The sequence below is a fragment of the Rickettsia rickettsii genome, assembly GCF_001951015.1.
Lineage (GTDB): Bacteria > Pseudomonadota > Alphaproteobacteria > Rickettsiales > Rickettsiaceae > Rickettsia > Rickettsia rickettsii.
Genome location: NZ_CP018914.1, coordinates 296,012 through 322,409, shown reverse-complemented (window position 1 = coordinate 322,409; position 26,398 = coordinate 296,012). Strand labels below are relative to the sequence as shown.

Genomic DNA, 26,398 nt, shown 5'->3' with positions numbered 1-26,398 from the left:
TAAATATAATTTATTTACTGCCAAAGATTATTTTTCTATCGGTAGAAAAATATAAATTATTATTTGCTCTTAGCCCATAATAACGAATATTTTTTATAATTTTGACAACATGAGGTATCATGTTTAATCCATTATTATCAACATCAAAACTATATAAAACACCGTTAACGGAAATAACATTTAAACTTCGCTTATTGTTATTATTAACTCCAACAAAAGGTACTAAAAAAGCAGCAGATTTTAGTTTCTTAGGATCTTGTCCATCATTTAAATCAGCTACAAACTTTACTTTCCCTGTTTCAGGATTAAATGCTGCTATTTGTCTAGCATTATTTGTTACAAATAGACTATTACCGATTAAAGACATTGATTGAATATCCTCGGCATTTACCTGCCAAATCACACTGCCGGTTGCTACATTAAGCTTAATAAGCTTACCAAGACCGGTTGCTATATACAGATTCATATTATCATGAACGGGAGTACATAAAATACTTGATTCGTCAAAATTCGGTATAGCTGTACGATCATTAAGATTTGTAAACTCAAAATTCCATTTTACTTCACCGTTTGTTATATTTAAGGCAAGTATTTGTCCGGAATTATAAGTTACTATTACATTATCATGCTGTACTATCGGCGTCATAAAATAACTAGCCGACAAAACTTCCGCTAGGCTTTCATGTTCCCATACAGTTTTTAAAGTTTCTGCATTTAAAGCAATAGTTTGATTACTGATAGTTTGTACTAAGACAGTATTATCATTGAGCACAATAGGCTTAATTCTAATAATATCCGGAAGTTCTTTTCTAATTATTTCATAACCTGATTTTGCATCTAGCACTACTAACAACCTTGAACCGTATGTTACGTATAATTTTCCGTTATGGTGTAAAATTCCACCGCCTATATAATTATCTTTTTTATGTCTACTTAAATTATAAGACCAAATAATCTTATTTTTCTCTATAGAAAATGCAGAAATATTTGATCTAATATCCAATGCATAAATCATATCGCCTATAAAAACCGGCTCGGTAATCGTTTTACTTCTAGTGAAACTATACTGTTTATTCTTAAGCATATTTGCATTAAATGCATATATATTTGCATTAGAATCTAAATATATAGGCTCATGAGTCTGAATTGCTAATTTAGGAGTCAACTCAACAATATTTTTTACCCTTGTTGGTCCAAGCCCGTTACATGAAATTAAAATAAACGGTAATAACAGAAGTGCTATTTTTTTTGTCATATTTTTCCTTAAGTACGAATTATTATTTATTTAAATTTACAAGCAATGCTTTAGCCTGATCTTTTATTAGATCAGATACATTATTTGAAATTAATAAATTTTTTAGATTTTTTTCTGCTTGCGGTTTCATATTATTCTTAATATCCCACATAGCTTTTATAATAGTTGCTGTAGCCCAAAAAGGTTTTTTCTCGTCATCAAAATAGTTTAAATATTTGGTCAATTTCTCTTTATCTTGAATATCTAGATTGTGATCATCCATAACAAGACTACACCATGAAATACGTGCATAAGAAGTAGAAATTTCGGAATATTCTTTATTTTCAATAATTTTATTAAGCAGGTCTTTCGCTTCTGAATATTTTTTTTTTGAAATCTTTATGGCTACTTGTTCTAATGCAGCTATTTCTTTGATTTTAGTATTACTAGTAGTAACTAAATTCTCTAAAGTATTAAAAGCTAATTCTTCATTATCTTTTGTTGTTTCCAAACCAACAGTCTTAACAAGAATATCTCCGTTTTTTTGGTTATTTTTAATTCTTTTATCTTTATTATTATTAATAACAACCATTATAGTAATAGCTATTATAGCAATGATTATTATTATAGGTAAAAGCTTTTTGAAAAAAATTAACCTTTTTTCTTCATTTTGATCACTTAGTACTTCATCCAAAATATCAGTCATATTTTATTATTTTTATTTATTTTTACAGCCAAATTTAATCTTAGCATCTTCTGCCATTTTCTTGGATGCGGCAGTTCTATTAGTTGGAAATTCCTTATCAAACTTAGCAAGCATATTACATGCTTCCTGAGTTTTTTTTAGTTCGCCTAAGGAAAGTGCTAACTTCAATAACCCATCGGAAGATTTGGCCCCTTTCGGTAACTCTTTATAGCCTTTTAAATAGTTAACCGCTGCCCCGTTATAGTCTTTTTGTTTAAAAAAGCATTCCCCATACCAGAAATAAGCATTACTAATTAGCAAACTGTTAGGATATTTTTGGATAAAATTTTTAAACTTATCTTTTGCTTCAGTAAGTTTATTATCTTTATAAGCAGCAAGAGCCAAATCATAGGCTTGCTTATCAGGAGCTATATCCTTATTAACCGTAATAGGTTTTTTAGGCGCATTATCCGTCATATCTTTAAGCAAAGCTATATCAAAAACATCTTGTTTTTTTGAATCACCGGCTTCTAAAACTTCAGTATTTTCTTCTTGATTTGAAATATTTGAGTTCTGAGTTAGCAGATCAATTTTATGCTGTAAAACCTCAACTTTACCGATTAGCCTTCTGATTTCTTGTTCCTGTTCATCGAGTCTATTTTCAAAATCATTATTTGCTACATATTTTAAAGGCTTTCCTTTAATAGTTTCGCTTTCTCCGAAAGAAAACATAGAAAATAAAAAAGTAAATAATAAGACAATCAGTTTCATATATTTTTTAAAAATTTATAATTTTTTTATAATACCGAAATTTTTTTAATATTCCACACAATTTTTTATATTTCAATACTACCGTCATATGTAAACGTTATTGTTATGGTGGTACCTTCATTTATCTTACTTTGCAAATCAAATTTACCTTTCATCAGTTCAACCAGCTTTTTAGTAAGCGGCAACCCAAGACCGGTACCTTCATATTTTCTACTAAGCTCACTATCAATTTGACCGAACGCCGATAAAGTTTTTGGGATATCTTTTTCCTCAATACCGATACCGGTATCTATAACTTTTATATATACTAATTTTGCTAACTCATCTTTTTCCAGTGCAATAGTAACACTACCTCCGGAATTTGTAAATTTCACGGCATTTGATAAAAGATTTAAGAATACTTGTTTTAGCCTTTTTGGATCAGCCTTTATAACCACATGCTCTTTCGGTAATCTACTAATTAAAGCCACTGCGGCTTGATCGGCACGAGGCTTAACAAGTATCAGCGAAGAACGAATTAATTTATTTAAATCAAGATCTATACTATCTACTTTTAATTTATCGGCAGAAGCTTTAGAAAGATCTAAAATATCATTAATCATACTAAGCAAATGCTTACCGGCATCATTTATATCTTTAATATAATTTTTACTTTTTTCTTCATCTCTTTCCGACATAAGAATTTCCGAAAAGCCTATTATAGCATTAAGCGGTGTACGCAATTCATGACTAATATTAGCAAAAAACTTTGTATTTGAAGAGCTGGTTTTTTCTACTTTTACTATTTGAGCTTTTAAATTTCTATTTATTTCAAGCTGTTCCTCAATGATTTGTCTAGCATAGTTAGTATTACTAATAATTATAGTGCAGAATATTATAAAAATAATGATAAAAGTTATAAAAACCTTTTGCTCAAGAGAGGTTATATTTTGCCACTGGCTGGTAATATTAGTGTTAATCTCAAATACTGCATCTACGGGAAAATCTAAATTATTATTTATAACAGGGATATAGCTAGTAATAAAAGAAGCCTCTTCCACTGTTAAATCACTTTCATTTTCTATTACTACCCTTGGTAATAATATATGACTTGTAATACCTTCAAAAGCATCTCGAAGCGGAGCTTTTGAAGTAAAGGATTTTAAAAAAAATTTATCGATTTTTGCGGTAACTATCTCAACCAAACTATCATCTTTATAATTGTCTACACTATACATATGTAACATATTACTAGTGATGAATTTATTACCTTTGAGATCGTAGAGAGAAATATTAATATTAAGATTGGTGAACCATTGAGCGGTAATCTTTGCAAAATTAATAAAATCTTGATCTTGTAATAGTTTTAAATAATCGAATTTGTGTAATTTACTGATTACGTTCTGATGAGTATTCCAAATATTATCAGTGTAAAGTTCTACAATTTTAGTATGTTCCAAAGCCACTTGTTTTACTATCATTTCTTTTATCATAAAATAACGATAAAACATCATATTTATGACAATATTAAGAAACAATATAATGAATGACAATCTTACTATATACTTATTATGGTTCATTATAAGACCTAGTAGTTATTTTTAACTCAACTGATGTCATCCCTGCGGAAGGCTTGCTCGCATAACAAATCGCCATTGCGAGTGACTAAAAGGAGCGTGGCAATCTCATAAACCAGGGTGCCTGAGATCGCGTACGTACAAAACTTACAGTTTTTCCGTAGCTTATGACGAAGAATCTACCCATGCAGCAAAACCGAGAATGATATTATCCTCTCTACTTATCTTCTTGTTTAACTCTCTCGTTTGTTTCCAGCTTCTTATTAATAATCAACCCTGTAATTACATCATAAGCACGAGCAAATTGATAATCTTTTTTGTATAATTCCGATAATTCATTCTCTTCTTGTTTATTATTTTTGGCTTTTGTTGCTTTTTGGCTATCTTTGTTTTTTTCATTATCATTCTTCAAATAATTTTTTAAAGAACTCTCAGAAAAACGCTTATCTATTTTTTTCACTTCTGGATACTCAACTTTCGCCGGCTCAATTAAAATATCAGGCTCTATTCCTTCTGCTTGAATAGAACGACCGCTTGGGGTGTAATATTTAGATATAGTCAGTTTTACGGCAGCCCTAGAATTGATTTGTGTTAAAGCCTGAACTGATCCTTTACCGAAAGACTTAGTGCCAAGTATTATTGCTCTTTTATGATCTTGTAAAGCTCCGGCAACTATTTCCGAGGCAGAGGCAGAATTACCGTTTATTAAAACTATCATAGGTACTTTGGGAGCTTTTAACGAAAACTCATTTGCTTTAATTTCGCTATTACTTGATTTAGTTCTACCTTTTGTTGTTACAATTACACCGGAATCAATAAAATAATCACTAACAGCAATAGCTTGATCGAGTATACCTCCGGCATTATTACGTAAATCTAGAATTATACCTTTAAGGTCATCTTTACCCTCAGTTTTTAACTTCTTTACTGCTGCCTTCAGCTCAGAAATTGTTGACTCATTAAAAGTAGTTATACGTATATATGCAATATTATTTTTTTCTAAATGTGCTTTTATCGGCTTGATTTTTACTATTTCGCGAGTAAGCTCTAGCTCTTGCGGTTTTGCCTCTTCTTCCTTAATTATCAACAATTTAACCTTAGTACCAGGCGTACCACGCATCTCTTTTATAGCTTTATTAGGACCAAGCGTAGAGACTAACTCATCATTCACGCCTACTATATAATCCCCACCTTTAAGCCCTGCTTTGAAAGCCGGCAAATCGTCAATAGGCGATATTATCTTAATTGCTCCGCTATCATACATTATTTCAACACCGATTCCGCCGAATTCACCTTTTGTAAAAGTAAAAATATCTTCTAAATCCTCATCGGTATAATAGCTTGAATGGGGATCAAGTGAGTTTAACATACCGTTAATTGCTTCATCTATCATTTTTTGCCTATCGGGCACCTGTACATAAGCCTTTTCGATACGTTCAAATATTTCTTGAAATTGCTTATAAGCTTCCTGATTTGATATTTTATTTTCAGTTTCTTTTTCTCCTTCTGCAAATGCACAAATAGAATTTATAATAAAAAATAGTGTTATAATTAAACGTAATAACATAATACTCCAAATATGTGTGTTTTTTAAGCAAAGCGTCATTGTGAGGAAAATTACGAAGTAATGTGACGAAGCAATCTCAGGATATTTGATGAGATTGCCGAGTCGCCTACGGCTCCTCGCAATAACGATTAAATATCCAGCTCACTAATAATTTTATCCATTTTAACTAAAGCCTGTTCATAAATAAATTGAAATCTTTTTTCCGGCTTTTTACCCATTAAATCATCTACTATTTTATCAACATTTTGAACATCTTCTAAAGTTACCTTTAAAAGCGATCTTTTTTCCGGATGCATAGTAGTTTCCTTTAATTGTGCAGGCATCATTTCACCGAGACCTTTAAACCTACCTACTTCAATTTTAGCTTTACTAGCTTTTAATAATTTATCCGTTAACTTAGCTTTTTCCTCTTCATCGCCTGCATAATAAGTTTTATTAGACTGTGTTAAACGATAAAGCGGAGGCTTAGCTAGATATAAATGCCCCTCTTCTACCAATTTCGGCATTCGTAAAAAAAAGAAAGTCATTAATAGCGAAGCTATATGAGCACCGTCAACATCTGCATCAGTCATAATAATTATTTTTTCGTAACGCAGATTTTCTTTTTTATAATTCTTTAAACTACCGCAGGCAAGAGCTATTTCTAAATCTTGTATTGCTTGATTATTAACGATTTTCTCAAGCGTAGAACTCGCAACATTTAGAACTTTACCCCATAGCGGTAATACTGCTTGCGTTTCTCTATTACGTGCTTGTTTTGCAGAGCCTCCTGCCGAATCACCTTCTACAATAAATAATTCTGTCCCTTCAGGTGAAGTGCGTGTGCAATCGGCAAGTTTACCGGGTAAACGTAATTTTTGAGTGGCATTTTTACGGGAAATATTTTTTTCGTTTTTCTTACTGATTCTAAACTCAGCAATGCTAATTACATGCTCAAGTAAATTAGTAGCTAAAGCTTTATCGCTACTAAGAAAATGGTCAAAATGATCTTTTATTATATTCTCGACCGGTTTACTTACACCGTTTGATACTAATTTTTCCTTAGTTTGTCCTTGAAAAGACGGCTCAGCTATAAAAATAGAAAGTACGACACTTGTGGTTTCTAAAATATCCTCAATAGTTAGATTAGCAGCTTTTTTATTCCCTATCATTTCACCATATGCTTTAAGCCCACGTAAAATAGCTGACTTAAGTCCTTGCTCATGTGTTCCTCCTTGAGGAGTCGGAACAGTATTACAATATGATTGAACAAATGCCGAGCTATCGTTATTTTGCCAACAAATCGCCCATTCAAGTTTTATCCTGTCCGACGTAGACTCTATATTACCTGCAAAAATTCCTGGAATAACTAAATTATCTAAAGTTATTTTTGAACTTAAATAATCTTTTAAACCGTTCGGGAAACTTATTAATGCCTTTTTAGGTATATCTGACTGTACTTCTACTTCGCATACCCATTCTATAGTAACACCGCGATATAAATAAGCTTTTGACCTTGCAAGCTCATAAATCTTTTTAGGATTAAAATGTAATGTTTCACTAAAAATTTCCGGATCGGGAGTGAAATTTATTGATGTACCTCTTAGCCTTGTAGATGCTTCTTCACATATTAAATCAGTTAATTTTTCTCCTTTAGAATAACTTTGGCTATATAATTTACCTTGTTTATAAACCTTTATTTCTAAATGTTTAGATAAAGCATTTACTACCGATATTCCAACACCATGCAATCCACCTGCAGTATGATAAACATTATTTGAGAATTTACCTCCTGAATGAAGAGTAGTTAAAATTACTTCTAAAGCTGATTTGTCAGGAAATTTAGGATGATTATCAATAGGGATACCGCGACCGTTATCAAATATAGTAATACTATGATCATGATGCATTTTTATCGTGATGATACTTGCAAAGCCGGCGACTGCTTCATCCATAGCATTATCCAGCACCTCAGATACTAAATGATGCATAGCATTTGAATCAGTACCCCCGATATACATCCCCGGTCTTTTACGAACAGGCTCAAGCCCCTCTAATACTTCAATATCTTTTGCACTATAGTTATTATCGACTAGCTTATTTTTCTTTTCTTTGTTAAAGCTGAATAAATCGCTCATATATTAGAGATTTAATTAATTATTTTCTCTCCTAAATTAAACTATTTAACATAGAAAAGCAATTAAGCTTTAAAGAAATTGTTTGAAAATGCTACGTAATTGCGAGGCAAAACTGTAAGTTTTGACGAAGCAATCTCAGGATTTTATACTATTTTATGAGATTGCCACGCTCCTTACAGTCGCTTGCAATGACGATAAAAATAATCTTATCAATATCCCTTAGCTTTGATTAACATACAAGCTATGTTAGCGTTTCCTTGAGCTAATGCAATATCTAATGGATATTGGCACTCATCATTTAGAGTAGAAATGTTAATACCTCGTATGACCAAAAATTTTGCTAAATAGTAATTATCGTTATAAATAGCAGCAGTTAGTAATGTCTCACCGCTTCTACCTTTTTCTTGCAATATAGGATAAACGTCAAGTAACGCACGCAACCCAAAAAGATTGTTTCTATCCACTGCTCTAAAAGCATTCTCTACTGCACTACAATAAGATAGATTGGCATAAATATCTTTCTTTTTATTTATATCATTATCATATTTAATAAAACTCTCTACAACTTTTCTTCTTTCGGCACTTGCTATCCATTCTGCTTTCTTTTGGAACAGCTCTATATATGCATACATATCCATCTGCTCTAAAGTCGCCTGCTCTGTTAGTTTACCAAGCACTATATCATCATCAGGTAAAAGTAACATTTGTGTTTCATCTTTAACAAATTTTGTTACCAACTCCGATGTTTCATTATTTACGTTATTATCTTGTTTTTGAATCGTGACATTTGGAGAGCTTGCCGGAGGTGATTTCTCTTGATTATTTGTAGTTTGATTATTATTAATTTGTAAAGGCTGAAGTTGATTCAGCTTCACTACAACAACGGGTATAAGCGGCGTATTCCAATCTTGTTTTTTTGGGACATCTGAAACAGCTACAAATGTCTCTTGCGAGTTATTGAGTTCTGCTGAAGAATCAGTTGTAGGAATTACTTTAGACGGATTAGTAACGGGTGTATTTGGGCTAGTCGGTGTTATAGGCTGTGTAGAAGGTTGATTTGTAGGCATTACCGAAGGTGCAGGTACATTACTAGGTACTGCCGGAGGTACTGTTGTCGGCATAGTACTTGATGTATTATCTTGGGTTACCGGCGGGCTAACCACAGGCGGAGAAACAGCAGGTATATTAGTTATAGAGGGCGGTGCTATCGGTGCTACGCTTTCTTCCTCTTTATTAGCATCAGGAGGGGGATTAAGCGGAATAGGCTTATGCACAGGCGGCAAATTGGTTGGTGTATATATTTGCACCGGTCGCTGCGGAGGCACTAAATAACTTCCTGCTTGAGCCGGAGGCATAGATACTATCGGTCTCGGTACATTAGGAATTATAATATTAGAAGCTAAATTTGTATCATTATGCTCATTAGAAGCAACTTGTGCTTCATGCATTTCATTACTTGTAACACTAGGTAACGTTGCACTACCAATATCTATAAAAGGTTCAGATGCCTCGGCTTCATTAGATTCCTGAATGTCATGAGAAGCTAAATTTACACTACTTTCATGACTGGGATTTGTATGAACGTTATCACTTGTAGCACTAGGCAATGCTGTATTACCGACATCTATAAACGGCTCAGCTTGTTCATTGTCATTAGGCTCTTGGGAAGCTAGCTTTGGTTCTTCTTGATGGGCTGCTTTAGTTTGTTCATTTGCTTGTTTAGGGGGTATATCTTTCTTTTTTGGTTTACTAAAAAATTGTTTAAATTTATCAAAAAAAGAAATATCGGCACTAGCGCGAACATCCTTATCTTTAGTATCTACTTCGGCAGCCGGTAATGATGGCGGTAAGGGCGGAGGTGAAGCATAACTTTGAACTATCACTAATAATAGATTTATAAAAAATAATATCTTACATAATTTATTTAACATATAATTCCTTATTAAATAATTTATTTGATAGCAGGAGGTGGTTCGATGTCATTCCTGCGAAAGCAGGCATCCAGGGTAAAGCGAGATAAATCGAGCTTTTAATATTAAAACTTACTATGTATATACCTTTTAATTGTTGGATTCCCGCTTCCGCGGGAATGACATCAACAAGCCATACACCTCCCCCGCTTTTAGCTAGCAATGACATTCACTCCCCTACCTCTTACTATTCTGCACCAATTTCTTTATCTCAATCTCTACTAACTCTTTAACAAGTACAGGTAGATTTTTATCAAGCCAAGCTTTAAGTTCTGGTTTTAACATCTCAACGACTAATTCTTCAAGTGCATTTTTAGATGAGATATTATTATCCAGCTTTTTATCTTTAATAGTATCAGTAAAATTTTTAAAAATATCACCTACCTCTTCAGCAGATTTAGTTGATATTAACTTTTCTTCTTCATCTTGATTTACTATTTCCGTTAGCTCTAATACATCTTCATCTTCGCTATCATTTTCATGAATAGGATTTTTACGCTCGTTTATTACTCCTTTAATCGCTTTTAATATGTCTTCTATCGACATATCTTGGTTCTTTTTATTGTCCTTACTCACGTTAGAAACCTATAAACATTTTCTTTTTAATAGTCTTAAACTCTTCTTCAGGACTAAAATATTTTACTTTAAGTTTTAAACTTTGAGCCGTTAGCTCGCCGGTTAACAATTTCATTTGATATGCCGCAAGTACTGAAGATTTATACGCATCCACACGAGTTATTTTTGCTTCGTATAATTTTTCTTCGGCAGTTAAAACATCTAATATTGTTTTAGATCCGACTATTTCCTCTTGCACAGTACCGTCATATGATATTTGAGCAGCATCCACTCCTTGATTAGCGGCAACAATACGAGATTTTGCTGCTTCAAATCCCTCCCACACGCTTACAACCCCTGCTTGGGTCTGCTTTATCACATTATCAAGCTGAACTGCACTATTTCTTGTTTGATTTTTAGCCGATCTGATTCTTGAATATTGAGCTCCTCCCTCAGGATAAATAGGGATATTTACCGAAAGAGTAGTAGTGTAGCTTCTATTATTTATAGCATTTATATCACCTTGTGGATTGTAGTATGTTCTACCGGATTGCAGTTGCACACTTACTTGCGGTAATAATTTCCCTTTTTCTGCCATTTCTAAAGCTTTAGCCGCAGTTACATTATGCCTTGCCGAATCAATATCAGGATTGAGTTTAGCAGCTCTTCCAGTTAACTCATCTAATGAAGCAGGTAACATTTTAGGTAACTCAGGCATAGTTATATTAGTCGGCTCTATTCCAAATACTCTAATAAAATTTGCTTTTTTTCCTTGAAAATCGGCATAAGCAGCTAGTTTATTCGTTTCTGCTGCTGCAAGCCCCGCTCTTGCGGTTGCTATATCTACTTCCGTTGCTTCTCCAAGTCTTAATTTTTCCTCAACGGTGTTAACTTGTTGTATGTTAGTGCGAACTCTACTTTCGGAAATATCATATTTCGCTTTGCTCTCAACACAATCAAGATACGCAGTTATTAAATTTAATAATATTTTTTGTTCACCGGCATAATATGCACCCCGTGCAGCTCTAAATCCTGCTTGAGCAGCTTTAAGAGCCGCAACGCTAGAACCACCATTAAATAGAGACTGTTGAATTGTTAATGCACCTTGATCACTATCTGTTTCCCTTGGAGTAAGACCAAGCCTATCAGCATATTTTTTATTATATTTAGTCTTATTATGTTGTCTATTAATCTGTAATCCGACACTAGGCATAAACCCCGAAAAAGCTCGCGGAAACTGCTCAATCGAGTCTAAAAACTTAATTCTAGCAGCTTTCAGCTCCTCATTATTCTTATACCCTTCAGTTAAAGCTCCCTGCAAATCAACTGCTGCAACCGAACTAGTTAGTAATAATGTAACAATAAATGTAATTAATTTACGCATAAATTTCTTGAATAATTGATAATATGTTAGTTAGATTAGTTTAATCTTGAATATACCTATATCCTAATAAAACAATATAAATCTATTGTAGCAATGTTAGCACGTAATATAACAAAAATTAATCTCAAGGACAATGATAACTATTTTACATTTTATTTTACGGTTATAAAGCTTTAAGATTAATTAATATTTGATAACAAAATAAAATTTTATGTCTATAATTGATTTTTCTAGTTTCAGCGGATTAAATAAAGAATAACAAAGACTTTTAATAAAATTAAAAGGTTTTACCAAATCTTTGAAAATGAATGTAAAAGATTTAGAAGATCTTATTTTATATTTTACAAAATTCTTTAATGAATTATCTCACACTGAAAATATCGATGTAGCGAAAATAGAAAAACTTTTTAATAGGACAATCCAAGAATCTATAACTACTTTATCTGAAGCGCTTTAGAAAGCATCTCAAGAACAGTTAAAAAACAAAAGATATATTTTTATTTGACAGGATTATTGTAGAAAAATGTTTAAATGTTTTAGAACACATTTTATTTCAGCAAGAATGAGATAAACTCTATCCTGGAGCTTCTAAAAAAATTATAGAATCATTAGACAATATATTAGTCGGGGTTATATCGACTCAAATACCGATGCTTGGAATATTTATACAAACAAGAGGAATACTTGAAAAAGTAAATAATCTTATTGACTCTGAAAAAATTATTGCCCAAAATAACAAAATTGCATAATGATATAAAAGAAATAAGGAAAGAAGCTAAATCTCATGAGAAGCTTGAAAACATCTATGAAAAAGCCAAAAAAGTTGCTACAATTTCAGAAATATCAAAAGAACCGACTCGAAAAATTATTGAAATAGCAAATAAAAACCCTAATAACCAAGCTTCACTAGAGAATATTGTAAAAGCTACTAAAGCTATACCAAAAAGCAAAGATGAAGTAGAAGAAAAAATAACAGAACTAAAAAGTAATATTGAAAGTGCAATTCCACAAGATACAAATATTGACAAATTAAACTCTGTAAAGAATACTATTTCTGGTAATCTAAATGAAGCTAAAACAGAATTATTAAAAGTATTACATCCGGAAGCTTCTTGTAGCGCAAAGATAGAATCCTTATGTAAAGCAGCAGAAAAAGCTACGAAAATTGCAAGCGACATAAAAAAAATAGTAGGAGTAATACCAGGAAGTCAAGAACTCGGAAATGTTATAAGTCTCACAATAAAAACTAACTTATTACCGCCTCCGGTCTTAGCAATTGCAAAGCTAACTCCTGATATAGCTAACTTAGTTAATATAGGTAAAGCAGTGGTTACTATACTTTCTAAAACACACAACTTAACTCAACAACAAGGAAGAGCAAAATAGTGTCTAATTCTAATACTCATATTTTAATTGCCATAGGTTGCTTATTAGCATTATTATTAATATTTTTAATGTATAAGAAAATAGCAGCACGTAAAAACAATATATTACCTGCTGCAGGAGGTAATATTGATGATTCGCCAAATGTGGCACTTAATAGTCAAACACCAGAAAATAAAAAGCTGACATTACAAGAAAGAATAGAACTATCTTGGCAATTCCTTTATAATATCACGGAAGTTATTTTAAATAAATTCTCTAAAGAAGATGTTATTCAAGTGAATAAATGCGGTCAAGTTTTATTTGAAAATGGCGTTAGATATGAACATGTAGTCGATCTTGCAATTCCTCAAGTTAAGTCTCATACTCAAACAGTTGAACAAGAACAATCTAAAGGGAAAAAAGCCTTAGGGGTATAACTCTTTTCTTTGAAAAGTAGTATTTTATACTTTTCTTTAAAGAATGTTTAAAATCAATTATGTTTTTTATCCTTTACTTATATACTAATATAACTATTTAGGCATTTATTCCTAAATAGTAATTTTTTAGGAATAAACTCCAATTAAGTTAGATTATAAAAGGCAGCATTCTTAGCTAAATAGGTAAATTTTATTTAAACTATGTCTAATATATATCTTGTTACTATATCGTTTAATAAAAGTAAGCAATTCTTATTATTGGCATTTACTTTGTAGTTTTATCGGTTCTTTATACCAAAACGGTAATATATTAAATAATGGAGAATTTTTAGTCTTACAAAAAATAAATTGGTTTTTTATGCAGTAATTCCTAATAAAGATGCTTTGCATGCTTCACATTTAAGCTATCATGCATTGAAAGATAAAGATGCATTAGAGCAATTGGGCGTAATAATTAGTTATAAAATAACAGCAGACTATGTTAGTGCAACACCTATTGATATCGAAAAAAATATTGAAAATGCAAAATTTCTCTATTTATATCCTATTTCATGGTCAAAAGCTTATGAAGAGCAGCTTATATTACGTACAGATGAGGGGCGATATCTACCTTTATATATAATAAATGATAAAGACCGATATCTCGGAGGAACAATTACTTCTTGGCCAAATGATTATGCGGCGGCTTACAGCTTATGGCTTTCAAGCTATAAACATTAGAACCTTTAATGAAAAAACAATTAGCAGAATTAGATAGTGATATTTCTATAAAAGGAAGAAAAATGAGTAAGCGAATACAAAAATGTTTAAAAAAGAAAGTTTTTTATCCTATAGCAGCACCGGTATCAGGAAACTCCTATGCACGTTCTAATTATTCAAATTGTCCATCTTGTAAAAAAGATTGGCAATTCAACACAACATTTCATGAAATATTTGATTATAAATGTAATAAATGCCTTTTATTAGGTTAGGAACTTCATAGTTAGCTTTTGGTTGCAGAGATACCTTACATATTCTTAATATAATGCCGGTTTAAACAAATCCGTTAACTTGATGCTCCCAGAATTCCTTAAAAGTGCCGTCTTCTACAATCTTGCCTTTATCCATAACAATAATTCTATCCATATGCTTGATAGTAGATAATCTGTGGGCTATAGCAATTGTTGTGACATTCTCAATATCAAGCATGGTATTCATAGATTTTTGTACTTCTTGCTCTGTATGGCTATCAAGGCTTGAAGTTACTTCATCTCAAACCAAAATCGGAGCGTTTTTAAGAATAGCACAGACAATTGCTATACGTTGCCTCTGTCCACCACTTAGCTTTACTCCTCTCTCACCGACAATGGTGTTATATTTTTCCGGTAAACTTTCGATAAATTCATAAATATTTGCAGCTTTGGCGACATTTTCTATTTCCCAAGGCAAAGCATTCTCTTTTGCATATCCGATATTCTTACCTACTGAGCGATGAAAAAGCATAATATCTTGAGGAATTAATGATATCTGCTCCCACAGGCTGTCAAAGGAAGTATCGTAAAGGCTTTGGTTATCGATTATAATATCGCAAATTCCGGCTTAAAATTTTTCAATAATAATGCAATTAAAGTGGCTTGACCGCTACCTGAATTCCCGACAATACCGACTTTCTCACCGGCTTTAATATACAAATTAAGAGACTGGAATACACTACTCCCCTCTTTATAAGCAAACGATATATCCTTAAATATAATCTCCCCTTTGAAGATTTTTAATTCAGCAGCATTTTTTATCTATAGTATCTTGTGGGATTTGCATGATTGTAAAGGCGGAGCGAAACGCTGCTATATCTTCTAAAAAGTCTTTAAGTTCCATAGTGGCATGCCACGAATTTTCAGTAACTAAAAAAGTAAGGAACATAATAAAAGCAATATCGCCGATACTAATTTCACCAAGATTACGTTAAATGAATTACATACACAAATACACCTATATACCCAATATACTAAACTGAGTATTATACAAATAATTAAATCATATTTGTAATATTTTTGTTAGAGGATGTACATTATGGTAATAATCATTTACTTTATTTAATTCTCGCTGCTTTGCTACAAACGAAAAAATAGTAAAGATGTTTATAATACAATCAGCTACCAAGAATCTTGCTTATCTTGTTCCATTGTAGCAAGTTTAGTAAAAAATAATTTTATCTCTTGATATTTTTTTCTTGGATAGTTTATCTAGAATTTTAATTTGCGAATCAGCTATATTAATAATAGTTCTCACATAATCTCCTTAGAATTTTTTCCTAATTAGGATATCATATCCCTATGATACGTATTATTATCTTATATAATCCTTTAGATTTAAAAGCTACAAATATTTCTCATTCTCTTCTTTAACCACAGCTATTAACTGCTCAACCGATAATACTTCTTGGTCAGTAGTTCCAAGCCTTCTAATCGCTACTTGTTTATTTTCTTGCTCTTGTTTACCGATTACTGCAATCATCGGTATTTTTTGATTAGAAAACTCACGAATCTTATAGTTAATTTTATCAGGTGAGATATTAAAATCCGTTCTTACCCCGTTATCAATTAAAGCTTTCTGCACTTCCAAAGCGTAATCGTTCAAATCGCTGGTAATAGTTGCAATAGCAACCTGCACTGGTGCAAGCCAAAGCGGAAACCTACCTGCATATTCTTCGATCAATATACCAATAAAACGCTCAAGTGAGCCAAGGATCGCTCTATGTAGCATTACGGGTCTTTTTTTCTCTCCGCTTGCTGCAACATAGCTAGCGTCTAACCGCTCCGGCAAAACAAAATCCATCTGAAGCGTACCGCATTGCCATTGCCGCCCTATCGCATCGGTTAATACAAACTCAAGCTTCGGACCGTAAAATGCCCCCTCGCCTGGGTTTAGTGTATAAGTAAACCCTGCTTGTTCTACTGCTTCTTTTAAAGCATTCTCAGCCTTATCCCAAACTTCATTGCTCCCTGCTCTGATTTCAGGACGATCAGAGAATTTTACCTTTATATCAGTAAAGCCGAAATCCTTATAAACTTCAGTCAGTAATTTACAAAAACTAACCGTTTCATCGGTAATTTGTTCCGCAGCACAAAATATATGTGCATCGTCTTGCACTAAACTCCGCACTCTCATTAAACCGTGCAATGCACCGGATGCCTCATTACGATGGCACAAACCAAACTCCGACATACGAAGAGGTAAATCACGATAACTCTTGATACCTTGTTTGAAAATCTGCACGTGGCAAGGGCAGTTCATCGGCTTCAAAGCTAATGTCTTGTCGTCTGTTTCTAACGCAAACATATCATCACGAAACTTTTCCCAATGTCCTGAAGCCTCCCAAAGGCTTTTATCGACCAAAACAGGAGTCTTAACTTCGGTATAACCGTTTTTACGAATCTTTTTCCTAATATACTGCTCAATGGTATTATATATACTCCAACCTTTATCATGCCAAAATACCATTCCTTGAGCTTCTTCTTGGAAGTGGAATAAATCAAGCTCACGCCCAAGCTTTCTATGATCACGCTTTTCGGCTTCTTCAAGCATCAAGAGGTAACTATCTAGCTGCTCCTTCGTGGCCCAAGCAGTGCCGTATATACGCTGCAACATCTCATTACGACTATCACCTCGCCAATACGCTCCTGCAACTTTCATCAACTTAAAATGCTTAACAACCCCTGTAGAAGGAGAATGCGGACCTCGGCATAGATCAATAAAATTACCTTGCCTGTATAAAGTAATTGGCTCACCTGCCGGAATTGAAGCAATAATTTCAGCTTTATAATGCTCTCCTATCGATTTAAAAAACTCTACGGCTTTATCCCTATCCCATAGCTCTCTTGTTACTTGCTCGTTCTTTTGTGAAAGTTCTTGCATTTTAGCTTCTATAACGGCTAAATCATCATTGGTAAAAGGTTTATCACGAGCAAAATCGTAATAATAACCGTTTTCAATTGCAGGACCAATCGTTACCTGAGTTTCAGGGAATAGTTCCTTTACTGCTTCTGCTGTTAAATGTGCCGCATCGTGCCTTATTATCTCGAGACATTCAGGATCTTTCGCAGTTAAAATACGAAACTTGCAATCATTGTCAATTACGATACTTAAGTCTTGAAGCTCACCGTTTATTTCAGCAACCATTGCTGCTTTAGCAAGTGACATTGAAATTGCATTTGCTACTTCATAGGCGGTAATGTTTTTTGCAAATTGTTTTATACTCCCATCGGGAAAGGAAATATTAATCATTCTTTTATAACTTATTTTTTTCTTCAAATTTTTTACTTGTAGACTTTATCTCGTAGCTCTTATTTCATTCCTGCAAAAGCAGGAATGACACTTAGACTACTTGCTTTCTTGATCTATCATAGCCATGGCATTTATAAATTCTAATACTCTTGCATCACTCAGGATCTGATCAATAGCTTTATCGTTAAAGGTTAGTCCGGCGTCTTTACTTTTTACATCCACTACTAAAGATTCACCGTCTTTTAATTCAGAATTTTTACTAAAAACTTCTATTGCCCTAAAGCCGTATTGCTTTATTATTGAAGATTGTTTTCCTAGATTTAAAGCAAATTCCTTAGAATCTTCTATTTTATTAAGCACCGGTACAATAGCATTATTAGTATAATGCACAAAATTATTTATAACCACACTCGGATCCGATAATTTTATTACGCTTTCTAGATTCAGAGGATTATCTATACTAGGCATATCAATATCAATAGCAAAATTAAAATCATCCATTACAAGATTAGTTTTACCGGATAATTTTTTTGCTTCAGGATCAAACTTACCTTTTAAATTAAATTCGGAATTATTTATTTTTGCAAAAACACCCATTACTCTTTCTCCATCTTCTTGAGTAATAGGGCTAGTTAGTTTAAAAAATTTATCTAACTCAGCTCTTTTGTTTAAACCATTACTAAAGTAGCTTCCTAAAGCTTCAGCTGCCGTTTTTTGGTATGTTTCAGAAGGTTCTATAGTAGATTTAATATTTAAAGCAAAATCAAAAATTTTATCTTTTTCTATATTTAATTTATATAAATTACTTTCTACTTTTCCTTTTCTTTCAATATCACAAGCAAATAAAAACGGCTTACCTTTTACTAATTCTCCTAACATCTGCATAAAAATAACAGCATACATATTCTCATCTTGCCTTTGATCTAGAGAAAAATTTTGAATTAATAATTTCCCAAGAGCTACTAACTCATCACTATATTTTAGTTTTAATTTGGAATTGTAAGAAATAGGTAAATTCAATATATCTAACTTTGTCAAACCATACTCAAAGAAAGCAGTATCAGAGTCATTAGCTATTTGATCTCTCAAAAATTCAAAAATTTTATCATATAAATTTCTTCTGTAATTTTCAGAAATAAAAGAAACAGTATTTTTTCCATCCAAAATTAACAAATTAAGGTTATCCGATGTCTTAGTATTAGTAATTACAGAATTACTAATATCACTCTCTGCTAATTTTTCTGCATCTAGAGAACTATAAAGAGTTGATTTATTGTCACTCAAGCTTAATTTCCAATAATCAGGCTCTCTATTAAACAAAGATTTTCTAAACCAAATTGTTGTATGATGATCAGGTGAGTAAAAAATATTTTTTTCATCTTGAGCGGTAGTAATTTTTACATTATTTCCGTAAGAATCAATTTTTGTAATATTCAAAAACGGTATATGTCTAATAACTATTTCATCACAATAAAAATCTATAGGTTTTAACATTACTTTATTTAAAGTAACACTAAATCCATATTTATTAACTTTTATTGCATCATAAGTTATATATTCTTCATATTTATCAAGAATAGAGATAATATTTTCTTTACTTTGATGTTCAAATTTATAGGCAGCATATCCCCACCCTACTAGGATTAGCGCTATAAAGCTTATTATAATAAATCGTATTTTCATCTTTTTTACTGTAAAAAATTATTAAAAATCAATGTTGTTCCTGCGTAGACACCTAATCGTCATTGCGAGCAGCAGTAGGCTGCGTGGCAATCTCGTCAAATATCCTGAGATTGCTTCGTCAAGTACTTCGTAATTTTCCTCGCAATGACGAAAAACTGCACTTTGTAATAAAACCTTAAACAGTCCAAAATAGCATATATCGCTTAAAAAATATATTTATTTTTCTTTTAAACGATCAGCTATTAGCTGATATGATTCAAACACCTTATTTGGTTCTTTTTCAAGCAATTCAAATCCCAATTTTTCATTACTGTTAATATGCCATAATCTACAATTATCCGGACTAATTTCATCAGTTAACATAATGATAGATTCTTCACCGTTAAACACACGCCCAAATTCTAATTTACACTCAACAAGCCGAATCCCGACACCGATAAATAAGCCGCTTAGAAAATCATATATACGCAAAGCCTGCTCTTTTACCGCTTTAATTTCATCCCTAGTTAACCAGCCGAAATTTAATATTTGATACTCATTAACTATCGGATATTTAAATTCACGACTTCGGACCTTAAAATCAATGATAGGTTTATCAAATACATACCCTTCATCAATTCCGAATTCTTTTACAAATCTACTGCATGCTACTGATGATATTATTACTTGTATCGGGAAAACCTCAACATATTGAATTAATTGCTCCCTCATATTTATTTTTTCGATAAAATGATTTTCAATGCCGATCATTTCCAGTTTATCCATTAGAAAGGAAGAAATATTATTATTAAGTACTCCTTTACCTGATATATCAACAATCTCACCTGTTTCTAAAATAGCCTTATCGGAAAAAGCCATTATAAGTAAAAAATCTTCTTCAGCAGAATATAAAATTTTACTTGAACCTTCATATAATTTTTTTTTCATTTATTTGTCTCAAAATTCATTTTCCTCGTAATTGGGAGAAAATTACAAAGTAATTGACGAAGCAATCTCAGGAGCTTGTTATTATTTCATGAGATTGCTACGCAGCCTACGGCCGCTCGCAATGACGACTCTGGTATCCACACAAGCATATCATTAAAATCCCTGAAGATCATTCGGACCGATAATTGCCGACGTAATAGTACCACTAAATATTTTATTTGCCGTATTAATAATATCATCAGCTTGTATGCTCATGATAATTTCCATAATCTCTTCAGGAGAAAGATATTGACCGAAAACAGAATAATTTTTACCTATTTCTTCTGACTTATAGGTATTTTTCTCTTGAGCCATTTGTAAATTACTACGTAGTTGTGTTTTAGCTCTAAGAATCTCTTCTGTGCTTACTTGTTCAGTCATTTTTATTATTTCGTTTTTAATCTCTCTATATAATAATTCTAATTTATCATGTGCAGTGGATGCATAAATTGTAAACACTCCACTATCAAAATAAGCACTATTATAACTACCTACTGCATATGCTAAACCTAATTTCTCACGAATACTTTGAAATAAACGCGATGACATACCGCCACCGAATATTATAGAAAGTAGATGGGTTTGGTAAAGCTTTTCTAAATTAATATATGATGTACCTTCAAACCCTAGCACTAAACTAGTTTGCTCTAACTCCTTATTAATAAAGCCGTGTCCGCCTATGTATTTTGCTGGAATAAAGCTACTTTTTACTCCTTGCTTCAAAGAAGAAAATAACTGTTCCGCTATAATTACTATTTTATCATGATCAATATTACCGGCAATTGATAAATAGAGATTTTCAGCATTATAATGTTTATCTATAAAATTAAAAAAATGTTCTTTCGTAAAAGTTGCAAGGGTTTTAGCAGTACCTAAGATTGACTTACCCAATGGTTGTTCTCTATAAACTTTATTATAAAATTTCTCATATACTAGGTCATCTGGATTATCCTGATGATGAGCAATTTCCTGCATGATCACCTGATATTCCTTAGCTATTTCCTCATCAGAAAAAATAGAATTTTGAATTATATCGGCAAGTATATTAAGTGCTTTATCACAATTTTCAGACAAGACTCGTGCATAATATACCGTATTCTCATGACCGGTATAGGCATTAAAATGTCCGCCTATAGAGTCAAACGCTTCCGCTATCTGTTTTGCCGTTCTAGTTTTTGTACCTTTAAAAGCCATATGCTCAAGAAAGTGAGATATGCCATCCTCTTCTACATTCTCATAACGTGCTCCAACTTTAGCAATTAAATTTATTGCTACTGAATTAACATAAGGCATATTATATGTTAAAATTGTCAAACCGTTTTTTAATTTACTAACATTAAAATTTTCTTTCATAATTTATCTTTTATTTTCTAAATCGTCATTGCGCGGAGATGTATAGCATCGACGTGGCAATCTCAGAAATTTTATATTACTTCATGAAATTGCCACGCTCCTTATAGTCGCTCGCAATGACGTTTTTTGATTTAAGCGATGACTCTCTTAACTTCGTAAGCCTTAGAAATCTTGCAAAAGCAAAAATTATTGAATCTACAAAACCGTCAAAACCAAATACAAAATAGCGTCTGATAAAAAACGCTTTACAAAACCACCATATCATTTCTGTTGTTAAACGAAAATTTGAAAGCTTTTTTCCTTGCTTAACTAAATCTTTTGCTTGCTCGTTAGAATAAAAATTTGCTTTAGTGACCAACTGCTCAATTGAAGTACCCGAATAATGATAAGCAACTTCATTTAATAGATAAATTTTACCTGCAAAATCAACATCTTTATTAAATATTACCGAATCATGAGTAGTACTATTTACGGTATTTGCAAAGCTTGCAAATTTTTTATTATACAACCGAATACATTTATTAAATGGCGCAAACATTCGTGGCTTTTGGTCATTACGATGCATTATTAACAGCTTTATTTGATAAGCTAAATAACGATCTTGATTATGAGAGGCAAAAATATACTCTATTTCGTCTTGTAACTCTTTAGACAACTCCTCATCGGCATCAATATTAAGAACCCAATCATTTACGCAAAGGCTTTCGGCAAAAGATTTCTGTCCTACATAACCAAGCCACGGTTTTATTACTACCTTTGCTCCTAATTTTTCAGCTATTGCTACCGTATCATCAGTACTTTCACTATCGACTACTATCACCTCATCAGTAATATTTTTTACGCTATTTATAGCTCGTGCTACCCTTGTGGATTCATTTTTGGTAATAATAAATGCTGAGATTTTTTCAGTTAATGACTTATGCATAATACGTATACATTCTAAGAATTTTTACAACTTTTTCTTGTTTATAAACTTCATAAACCAACCTATGTTGAATATTAATTCTTCTTGAATAGCAACCGCTAAAGTCACCAACGAGCTTTTCATATGGAGGGTAAATTTTCCAAGGATCAGTACTAATTATGTTTAATAAAACTTCTACTTTATTCTTTAAACCGGCTTGCACTATTTTCTTAGCATCTTTTTGTGCTTGTATAGTATAACGAATTATATACATTTATAAAAAATTACCAATTTAATTTATCGCTACACTTTGCTATAGGCTCTGCTCGTCCTTCAATTATAGACTTATGCATATTTGGAATAGATAATAAATATAAAGTTTCTTCCATATTATGATAATCTTCTTCTGAAATTATAACTACATTATTTCTTTTACCTTTAATATAAACAGGTTTGTGTACATCAGAAACATAATCTATAAGTTTATAAAGCTTACTTCTTGCTTCGCTTGTATTATATATTTCCATTATTTTTTCCTTATAGTTAGTGAGACTTAATATTAATAACGTACTATAAACAGTACGTTTTGTCAAGGTTATATTCCTACTATCACCCTAAACACCAGCTTAACTACATAAGTTAAAAGGAATGTGGATAATAATCCGCTAAGCCATAGGATAATAAACCATTGCCACCCTTTGAGACAAGAGGTTATTGTTTTAAATTTTTTAATATATCGGATGATGAGATGATTTGCCACGGAATATATAATAACAATAGAATGTGTAGCCAAGTATGACAGGTAGGAATATCCCAGCCCCTATCAACAGTAAAGACTGTGACTCCGGTGCTGCTGCAGCAGTTTCAAGCGTAACTTTATAAGGAACTATATATGGCCATATGCTTATCGCGAGCCCTAAATATCCTAATAAAAATAACAAGATCGTATAAATAAACGGCTTTACTTCTTTTTTCTGCTTAACGGCTTTAATTAACTTGATAAATATTAAAGCAGTTACAATAGGTACAATAGATAAATAGTAAATATTAGGTACACTAAACCAACGATGATTTATTTGGTTATTTAAGAAAGGAACCCATAAGCTTACAAAGCCCATAAAAAGTGCAACGTAAAATAAAATATATAAAGCAGATTTATAAGCCCAATCTTGTGTTGTCTTTTCTGTTTTCAGGATAAGCCAAGTAGCACCCAAGAGTGCATAACCGAATATTAATGCTATCCCCGTCATAACGGAAAAGGGAGTAAGAAAATCAAAGCTCCCTCCTGCAAATTCTCGTCCTTCTATCTCTATTCCTTGGACAAACGTACCAAGCATTAAACCTTGACAAAAAACAGTAATCATAGAACCGAAATGAAAAGCGTAGTCCCAAATATAACGATGACCTATATGAGCCTTAAAACGGAATTCAAAAGCTACACCACGAAATATTAGACCGAGTAACATCAATATAATAGGAATATATAAAGCCGGCATTAATAGCGAATATGCCAACGGGAAAGCCGCAAATAAACCACCGCCGCCAAGTACTAACCAAGTTTCGTTACCGTCCCAAAAAGGAGCAATAGAATTGATCATTTTATGACGGCAATCATCGGTAGGTGCAAACGGAAATAAGATTCCTACTCCTAAATCAAAACCGTCTAATAAAACATAGAAACAAATAGCGGTAGCTACAAGCCCACCCCAAACAAGCGGTAAATCTATATAAGGTGCAAAATTTAACATAAGCTTATTACTTTTCTAATAATGGGTTATTCAAACCACTCTCTCCGTACATTTCTTTATTATCTATCACTTCTATACCTTTCTTTATCAAATGCATTATATAATATATACCCGCTCCGAAAATGATCACATACACTACTATAAAAGCAATTAGAGAAATAAATACATATTTGCCGAGTACCGGTGATACCGTATCCACGGTTTTTAAAATATTATATACTATATAAGGTTGTCTACCTACCTCGGTTACGAACCAACCGGCAAGTACTGCAATAAAACCTGAAGGTGACATTAATATATACCAATATTGAAACCAATGCGTAGTATATAATCTTTTCTTCAAGTAAAGATATAACCCCACAATACCTGTAAATACCATTAAGCAACCGATTCCTACCATAATACGAAAGCTAAAAAATACTACTGCAACCGGCGGACGCTCTTCTTTTGTCCATTCTTTTAATCCTTTCACTTCACCATCTAAACTATGCGTTAAGATTAAACTACTAGCATAAGGTATTTCTACAGCATATTTTGTTTTTTCTTCTTCCCCGTCAGGAAAACCGATAAGATTAAAAGCTGCTCCTTTATCTGTATTCCAAATACCTTCCATAGCCGAGACCTTGACCGGCTGATATTTAAGAGTATTTAAACCATGCAGATCACCAATAACTATTTGAATAGGTGCAACGATTAACGCCATTAACACCGCCATAAAAAGCATAATTTTAGCATGCTCTTTATAACGATTATTCAGTAAATAAAAGCTAGCTACACCACCGATAACAAAAGAAGTAGTTAAATAAGCCGCCGTAATCATATGGAAAAAGCGATATGGGAAAGAAGGGTTAAAGATAATTTCTAGCCAATTTAAAGGATAAAAGAATCCTTCGCCTCGCAGTTCAAAACCAGCAGGCGTATGCATCCAGCTACTAGCTGCAAGTATCCAAAAAGCTGAGATTACAGTACCAACGGCAACTATTAACGTAGAAATAAAATGTACTTTTTTACTGACTTTATTAAAGCCGAATAACATTATACCTAAAAAAGAAGATTCGAGGAAAAAGGCAGTAAATACTTCAAAACCAAGAAGCGGACCAAGGACATTTCCAACCTTATCTGAAAAATTCGACCAGTTAGTACCGAATTGATAAGACATTACAACACCCGAAACTACTCCCATACCGAAAGTAACGGCAAAAATCTTCACCCAAAATTTGTATATTTCTTGATAAACCGGCTTTTTTGTTTTCAACCACAACCCTTCAATTACCGCTAAAAAGCTTGCAAGCCCTATAGTAAAAGCAGGGAATATTATATGAAAACTTATGGTAAAAGCAAATTGAATCCTTGATAATAATCCTTGATCAAATTCCATATTTAAGCTGCTGTTTTAAGATAATAAGCTTTGTGACAATAACAATATACTCCCAGTGTAATAACGTATACTTACGTGAGTACCACAGTACTTATAGGACGACGACGTAGCCAATTTTTCAAATTAAGCGAGTATACAGTATTTGATTTAATCATCCACCTTTGCTATTATTAAATTCTATCTGATTAGTTTTAACAAATTTTCCTTTTTCGGAGTTCCAATTATAATGAACATTTACTATTCTTACTTCTGTAACATTAATATCACCATTGGGCAATTGCGTTACATCATACCCTTTTCGGATAGAATCCGTAATTAATAAACTTGCTTGACAAATATATTTTACATCAAAGAACGGAGAATTGTCTTCCTTAGACTTTTCTTGTTCTTCTAAAAAATTATTAGATAATTCTTTTGCTTGCATTTCTAATGATGTTGAAGTTATTTTCTGAATTTTGTAGC

The 26,398-nt window shown here is 32.4% G+C and carries 28 protein-coding genes; 5 read left to right on the top strand and 23 right to left on the bottom strand.

The annotated features are described in order from the left end of the window. Nucleotides 1-10: 10 nt before the first annotated feature. The 10 genes from BTU51_RS01805 to BTU51_RS01760 form a co-directional block, all read right to left on the bottom strand. Entirely contained in the window at nt 11-1,255 is a 1,245-nt protein-coding gene (locus BTU51_RS01805; RefSeq protein WP_012150528.1) for an outer membrane protein assembly factor BamB, read from the bottom strand. 22 nt (nt 1,256-1,277) lie between these two features. Next, a complete protein-coding gene (locus tag BTU51_RS01800) occupies nt 1,278-1,940 on the bottom strand; it encodes a DUF2659 family protein (protein ID WP_012150527.1) in 663 nt (220 codons plus the stop codon). Between the two features lie 12 nt (nt 1,941-1,952). Then, complete coding sequence (ybgF, locus tag BTU51_RS01795) at nt 1,953-2,690, bottom strand: tol-pal system protein YbgF (protein ID WP_012150526.1); 738 nt, start codon at nt 2,688-2,690, stop codon at nt 1,953-1,955. A 65-nt stretch (nt 2,691-2,755) separates the two neighbouring features. Then, nucleotides 2,756-4,249: a sensor histidine kinase gene (locus BTU51_RS01790; RefSeq protein ID WP_012150525.1), complete on the bottom strand. Its 1,494-nt coding sequence runs from the start codon at nt 4,247-4,249 to the stop codon at nt 2,756-2,758. A 214-nt stretch (nt 4,250-4,463) separates the two neighbouring features. Beyond that, nucleotides 4,464-5,813, bottom strand: coding sequence for a S41 family peptidase (locus BTU51_RS01785; protein ID WP_012150524.1), 1,350 nt, complete (start codon nt 5,811-5,813; stop codon nt 4,464-4,466). Between the two features lie 128 nt (nt 5,814-5,941). Further along, complete coding sequence (gene parE, locus BTU51_RS01780) at nt 5,942-7,930, bottom strand: DNA topoisomerase IV subunit B (RefSeq protein WP_012150523.1); 1,989 nt, start codon at nt 7,928-7,930, stop codon at nt 5,942-5,944. A 209-nt stretch (nt 7,931-8,139) separates the two neighbouring features. After that, on the bottom strand, nt 8,140-9,861 hold the full coding sequence (locus BTU51_RS01775; protein WP_012150522.1) for an ankyrin repeat domain-containing protein: 1,722 nt from the start codon (nt 9,859-9,861) through the stop codon (nt 8,140-8,142). Next, nucleotides 9,851-10,069 (bottom strand): hypothetical protein, encoded by a 219-nt coding sequence (locus BTU51_RS09040; protein ID WP_012150521.1) that lies wholly within the window; start codon nt 10,067-10,069, stop codon nt 9,851-9,853. Before BTU51_RS09040 ends, BTU51_RS01775 begins: the two co-directional genes overlap by 11 nt. Nucleotides 10,070-10,077: 8 nt before the next feature. After that, nucleotides 10,078-10,476: a DUF2497 domain-containing protein gene (locus tag BTU51_RS01765; RefSeq protein WP_012262276.1), complete on the bottom strand. Its 399-nt coding sequence runs from the start codon at nt 10,474-10,476 to the stop codon at nt 10,078-10,080. Nucleotide 10,477: 1 nt separating this feature from the next. Beyond that, nucleotides 10,478-11,839, bottom strand: coding sequence for a TolC family outer membrane protein (locus tag BTU51_RS01760; protein ID WP_012150519.1), 1,362 nt, complete (start codon nt 11,837-11,839; stop codon nt 10,478-10,480). A gap of 298 nt (nt 11,840-12,137) precedes the next feature. Between BTU51_RS01760 and BTU51_RS10140 the strand changes: the two genes are divergently transcribed. The 5 genes from BTU51_RS10140 (at nt 12,138) to BTU51_RS01740 (ending at nt 14,612) form a co-directional block, all read left to right on the top strand. Next, entirely contained in the window at nt 12,138-12,296 is a 159-nt protein-coding gene (locus BTU51_RS10140; RefSeq protein ID WP_012262275.1) for a hypothetical protein, read from the top strand. A gap of 284 nt (nt 12,297-12,580) precedes the next feature. Next, the gene (locus BTU51_RS10135; protein WP_012150516.1) at nt 12,581-13,225 is read left to right on the top strand and encodes a hypothetical protein; all 645 of its coding nucleotides are present in this window, start codon (nt 12,581-12,583) and stop codon (nt 13,223-13,225) included. Continuing rightward, nucleotides 13,225-13,641 (top strand): DUF2660 domain-containing protein, encoded by a 417-nt coding sequence (locus BTU51_RS01750; protein ID WP_012150515.1) that lies wholly within the window; start codon nt 13,225-13,227, stop codon nt 13,639-13,641. Before BTU51_RS10135 ends, BTU51_RS01750 begins: the two co-directional genes overlap by 1 nt. 348 nt (nt 13,642-13,989) lie before the next feature. Continuing rightward, nucleotides 13,990-14,361, top strand: a complete 372-nt coding sequence (locus tag BTU51_RS08075) for a DUF2310 family Zn-ribbon-containing protein (RefSeq protein WP_041472424.1) — start codon at nt 13,990-13,992, stop codon at nt 14,359-14,361. A gap of 8 nt (nt 14,362-14,369) precedes the next feature. Continuing rightward, nucleotides 14,370-14,612 (top strand): DUF2310 family Zn-ribbon-containing protein, encoded by a 243-nt coding sequence (locus BTU51_RS01740; RefSeq protein WP_041472423.1) that lies wholly within the window; start codon nt 14,370-14,372, stop codon nt 14,610-14,612. A gap of 61 nt (nt 14,613-14,673) precedes the next feature. Here the strand turns inward: BTU51_RS01740 and BTU51_RS01735 are convergent, their stop codons facing one another. The 13 genes from BTU51_RS01735 to BTU51_RS01675 form a co-directional block, all read right to left on the bottom strand. Next, nucleotides 14,674-14,838 (bottom strand): multidrug ABC transporter permease, encoded by a 165-nt coding sequence (locus BTU51_RS01735; RefSeq protein ID WP_012262273.1) that lies wholly within the window; start codon nt 14,836-14,838, stop codon nt 14,674-14,676. 54 nt (nt 14,839-14,892) lie between these two features. Continuing rightward, on the bottom strand, nt 14,893-15,147 hold the full coding sequence (locus BTU51_RS09675; protein ID WP_250637615.1) for an ATP-binding cassette domain-containing protein: 255 nt from the start codon (nt 15,145-15,147) through the stop codon (nt 14,893-14,895). Between the two features lie 50 nt (nt 15,148-15,197). Further along, a complete protein-coding gene (locus tag BTU51_RS09670) occupies nt 15,198-15,311 on the bottom strand; it encodes an ATP-binding cassette domain-containing protein (RefSeq protein WP_012150514.1) in 114 nt (37 codons plus the stop codon). Nucleotides 15,312-15,996: 685 nt separating this feature from the next. After that, nucleotides 15,997-17,904 (bottom strand): threonine--tRNA ligase, encoded by a 1,908-nt coding sequence (gene thrS, locus BTU51_RS01720; RefSeq protein ID WP_012150512.1) that lies wholly within the window; start codon nt 17,902-17,904, stop codon nt 15,997-15,999. A gap of 96 nt (nt 17,905-18,000) precedes the next feature. After that, a complete protein-coding gene (locus tag BTU51_RS01715) occupies nt 18,001-19,587 on the bottom strand; it encodes a hypothetical protein (RefSeq protein WP_012150511.1) in 1,587 nt (528 codons plus the stop codon). A 216-nt stretch (nt 19,588-19,803) separates the two neighbouring features. Next, complete coding sequence (locus BTU51_RS01710) at nt 19,804-20,514, bottom strand: phosphoribosylaminoimidazolesuccinocarboxamide synthase (RefSeq protein WP_004996420.1); 711 nt, start codon at nt 20,512-20,514, stop codon at nt 19,804-19,806. Between the two features lie 153 nt (nt 20,515-20,667). Beyond that, the gene (locus BTU51_RS01705; protein ID WP_012150510.1) at nt 20,668-21,906 is read right to left on the bottom strand and encodes a M16 family metallopeptidase; all 1,239 of its coding nucleotides are present in this window, start codon (nt 21,904-21,906) and stop codon (nt 20,668-20,670) included. A 76-nt stretch (nt 21,907-21,982) separates the two neighbouring features. Continuing rightward, nucleotides 21,983-22,831 carry a glycosyltransferase family 2 protein gene (locus BTU51_RS01700; RefSeq protein WP_012262268.1) on the bottom strand — a complete coding sequence of 283 codons (849 nt, stop codon included), beginning with the start codon at nt 22,829-22,831 and terminating at the stop codon, nt 21,983-21,985. Continuing rightward, nucleotides 22,824-23,084 (bottom strand): Txe/YoeB family addiction module toxin, encoded by a 261-nt coding sequence (locus BTU51_RS01695; protein WP_012150508.1) that lies wholly within the window; start codon nt 23,082-23,084, stop codon nt 22,824-22,826. The genes BTU51_RS01700 and BTU51_RS01695 overlap by 8 nt, the downstream gene beginning before the upstream one ends. 10 nt (nt 23,085-23,094) lie before the next feature. Continuing rightward, nucleotides 23,095-23,337 (bottom strand): type II toxin-antitoxin system Phd/YefM family antitoxin, encoded by a 243-nt coding sequence (locus BTU51_RS01690; protein WP_012150507.1) that lies wholly within the window; start codon nt 23,335-23,337, stop codon nt 23,095-23,097. Between the two features lie 201 nt (nt 23,338-23,538). Continuing rightward, the gene (gene cydB, locus BTU51_RS01685; protein ID WP_012150506.1) at nt 23,539-24,558 is read right to left on the bottom strand and encodes a cytochrome d ubiquinol oxidase subunit II; all 1,020 of its coding nucleotides are present in this window, start codon (nt 24,556-24,558) and stop codon (nt 23,539-23,541) included. Nucleotides 24,559-24,565: 7 nt separating this feature from the next. Then, entirely contained in the window at nt 24,566-25,936 is a 1,371-nt protein-coding gene (locus BTU51_RS01680; RefSeq protein WP_012150505.1) for a cytochrome ubiquinol oxidase subunit I, read from the bottom strand. A gap of 151 nt (nt 25,937-26,087) precedes the next feature. Further along, the gene (locus tag BTU51_RS01675) at nt 26,088-26,360 is read right to left on the bottom strand and encodes a DUF2671 domain-containing protein (protein ID WP_012150504.1); all 273 of its coding nucleotides are present in this window, start codon (nt 26,358-26,360) and stop codon (nt 26,088-26,090) included. Nucleotides 26,361-26,398: the final 38 nt, after the last annotated feature.

Excerpts from the sequence above, each read along its gene's own strand:
- BTU51_RS01805 (WP_012150528.1), bottom strand. The coding sequence starts at position 1,255 with ATGACAAAAAAAATAGCACTTCTGTTATTACCGTTTATTTTAATTTCA.
- BTU51_RS01800 (WP_012150527.1), bottom strand. The coding sequence starts at position 1,940 with ATGACTGATATTTTGGATGAAGTACTAAGTGATCAAAATGAAGAAAAA.
- ybgF (WP_012150526.1), bottom strand. The coding sequence starts at position 2,690 with ATGAAACTGATTGTCTTATTATTTACTTTTTTATTTTCTATGTTTTCT.
- BTU51_RS01790 (WP_012150525.1), bottom strand. The coding sequence starts at position 4,249 with ATGAACCATAATAAGTATATAGTAAGATTGTCATTCATTATATTGTTT.
- BTU51_RS01785 (WP_012150524.1), bottom strand. The coding sequence starts at position 5,813 with ATGTTATTACGTTTAATTATAACACTATTTTTTATTATAAATTCTATT.
- parE (WP_012150523.1), bottom strand. The coding sequence starts at position 7,930 with ATGAGCGATTTATTCAGCTTTAACAAAGAAAAGAAAAATAAGCTAGTC.
- BTU51_RS01775 (WP_012150522.1), bottom strand. The coding sequence starts at position 9,861 with ATGTTAAATAAATTATGTAAGATATTATTTTTTATAAATCTATTATTA.
- BTU51_RS09040 (WP_012150521.1), bottom strand. The coding sequence starts at position 10,069 with ATGTCATTGCTAGCTAAAAGCGGGGGAGGTGTATGGCTTGTTGATGTC.
- BTU51_RS01760 (WP_012150519.1), bottom strand. The coding sequence starts at position 11,839 with ATGCGTAAATTAATTACATTTATTGTTACATTATTACTAACTAGTTCG.
- BTU51_RS01740 (WP_041472423.1), top strand. The coding sequence starts at position 14,370 with ATGAAAAAACAATTAGCAGAATTAGATAGTGATATTTCTATAAAAGGA.
- BTU51_RS01735 (WP_012262273.1), bottom strand. The coding sequence starts at position 14,838 with ATGAATACCATGCTTGATATTGAGAATGTCACAACAATTGCTATAGCC.
- thrS (WP_012150512.1), bottom strand. The coding sequence starts at position 17,904 with ATGATTAATATTTCCTTTCCCGATGGGAGTATAAAACAATTTGCAAAA.
- BTU51_RS01715 (WP_012150511.1), bottom strand. The coding sequence starts at position 19,587 with ATGAAAATACGATTTATTATAATAAGCTTTATAGCGCTAATCCTAGTA.
- BTU51_RS01710 (WP_004996420.1), bottom strand. The coding sequence starts at position 20,514 with ATGAAAAAAAAATTATATGAAGGTTCAAGTAAAATTTTATATTCTGCT.
- BTU51_RS01705 (WP_012150510.1), bottom strand. The coding sequence starts at position 21,906 with ATGAAAGAAAATTTTAATGTTAGTAAATTAAAAAACGGTTTGACAATT.
- BTU51_RS01700 (WP_012262268.1), bottom strand. The coding sequence starts at position 22,831 with ATGCATAAGTCATTAACTGAAAAAATCTCAGCATTTATTATTACCAAA.
- BTU51_RS01695 (WP_012150508.1), bottom strand. The coding sequence starts at position 23,084 with ATGTATATAATTCGTTATACTATACAAGCACAAAAAGATGCTAAGAAA.
- BTU51_RS01690 (WP_012150507.1), bottom strand. The coding sequence starts at position 23,337 with ATGGAAATATATAATACAAGCGAAGCAAGAAGTAAGCTTTATAAACTT.
- cydB (WP_012150506.1), bottom strand. The coding sequence starts at position 24,558 with ATGTTAAATTTTGCACCTTATATAGATTTACCGCTTGTTTGGGGTGGG.
- BTU51_RS01680 (WP_012150505.1), bottom strand. The coding sequence starts at position 25,936 with ATGGAATTTGATCAAGGATTATTATCAAGGATTCAATTTGCTTTTACC.
- BTU51_RS01675 (WP_012150504.1), bottom strand. The coding sequence starts at position 26,360 with ATGCAAGCAAAAGAATTATCTAATAATTTTTTAGAAGAACAAGAAAAG.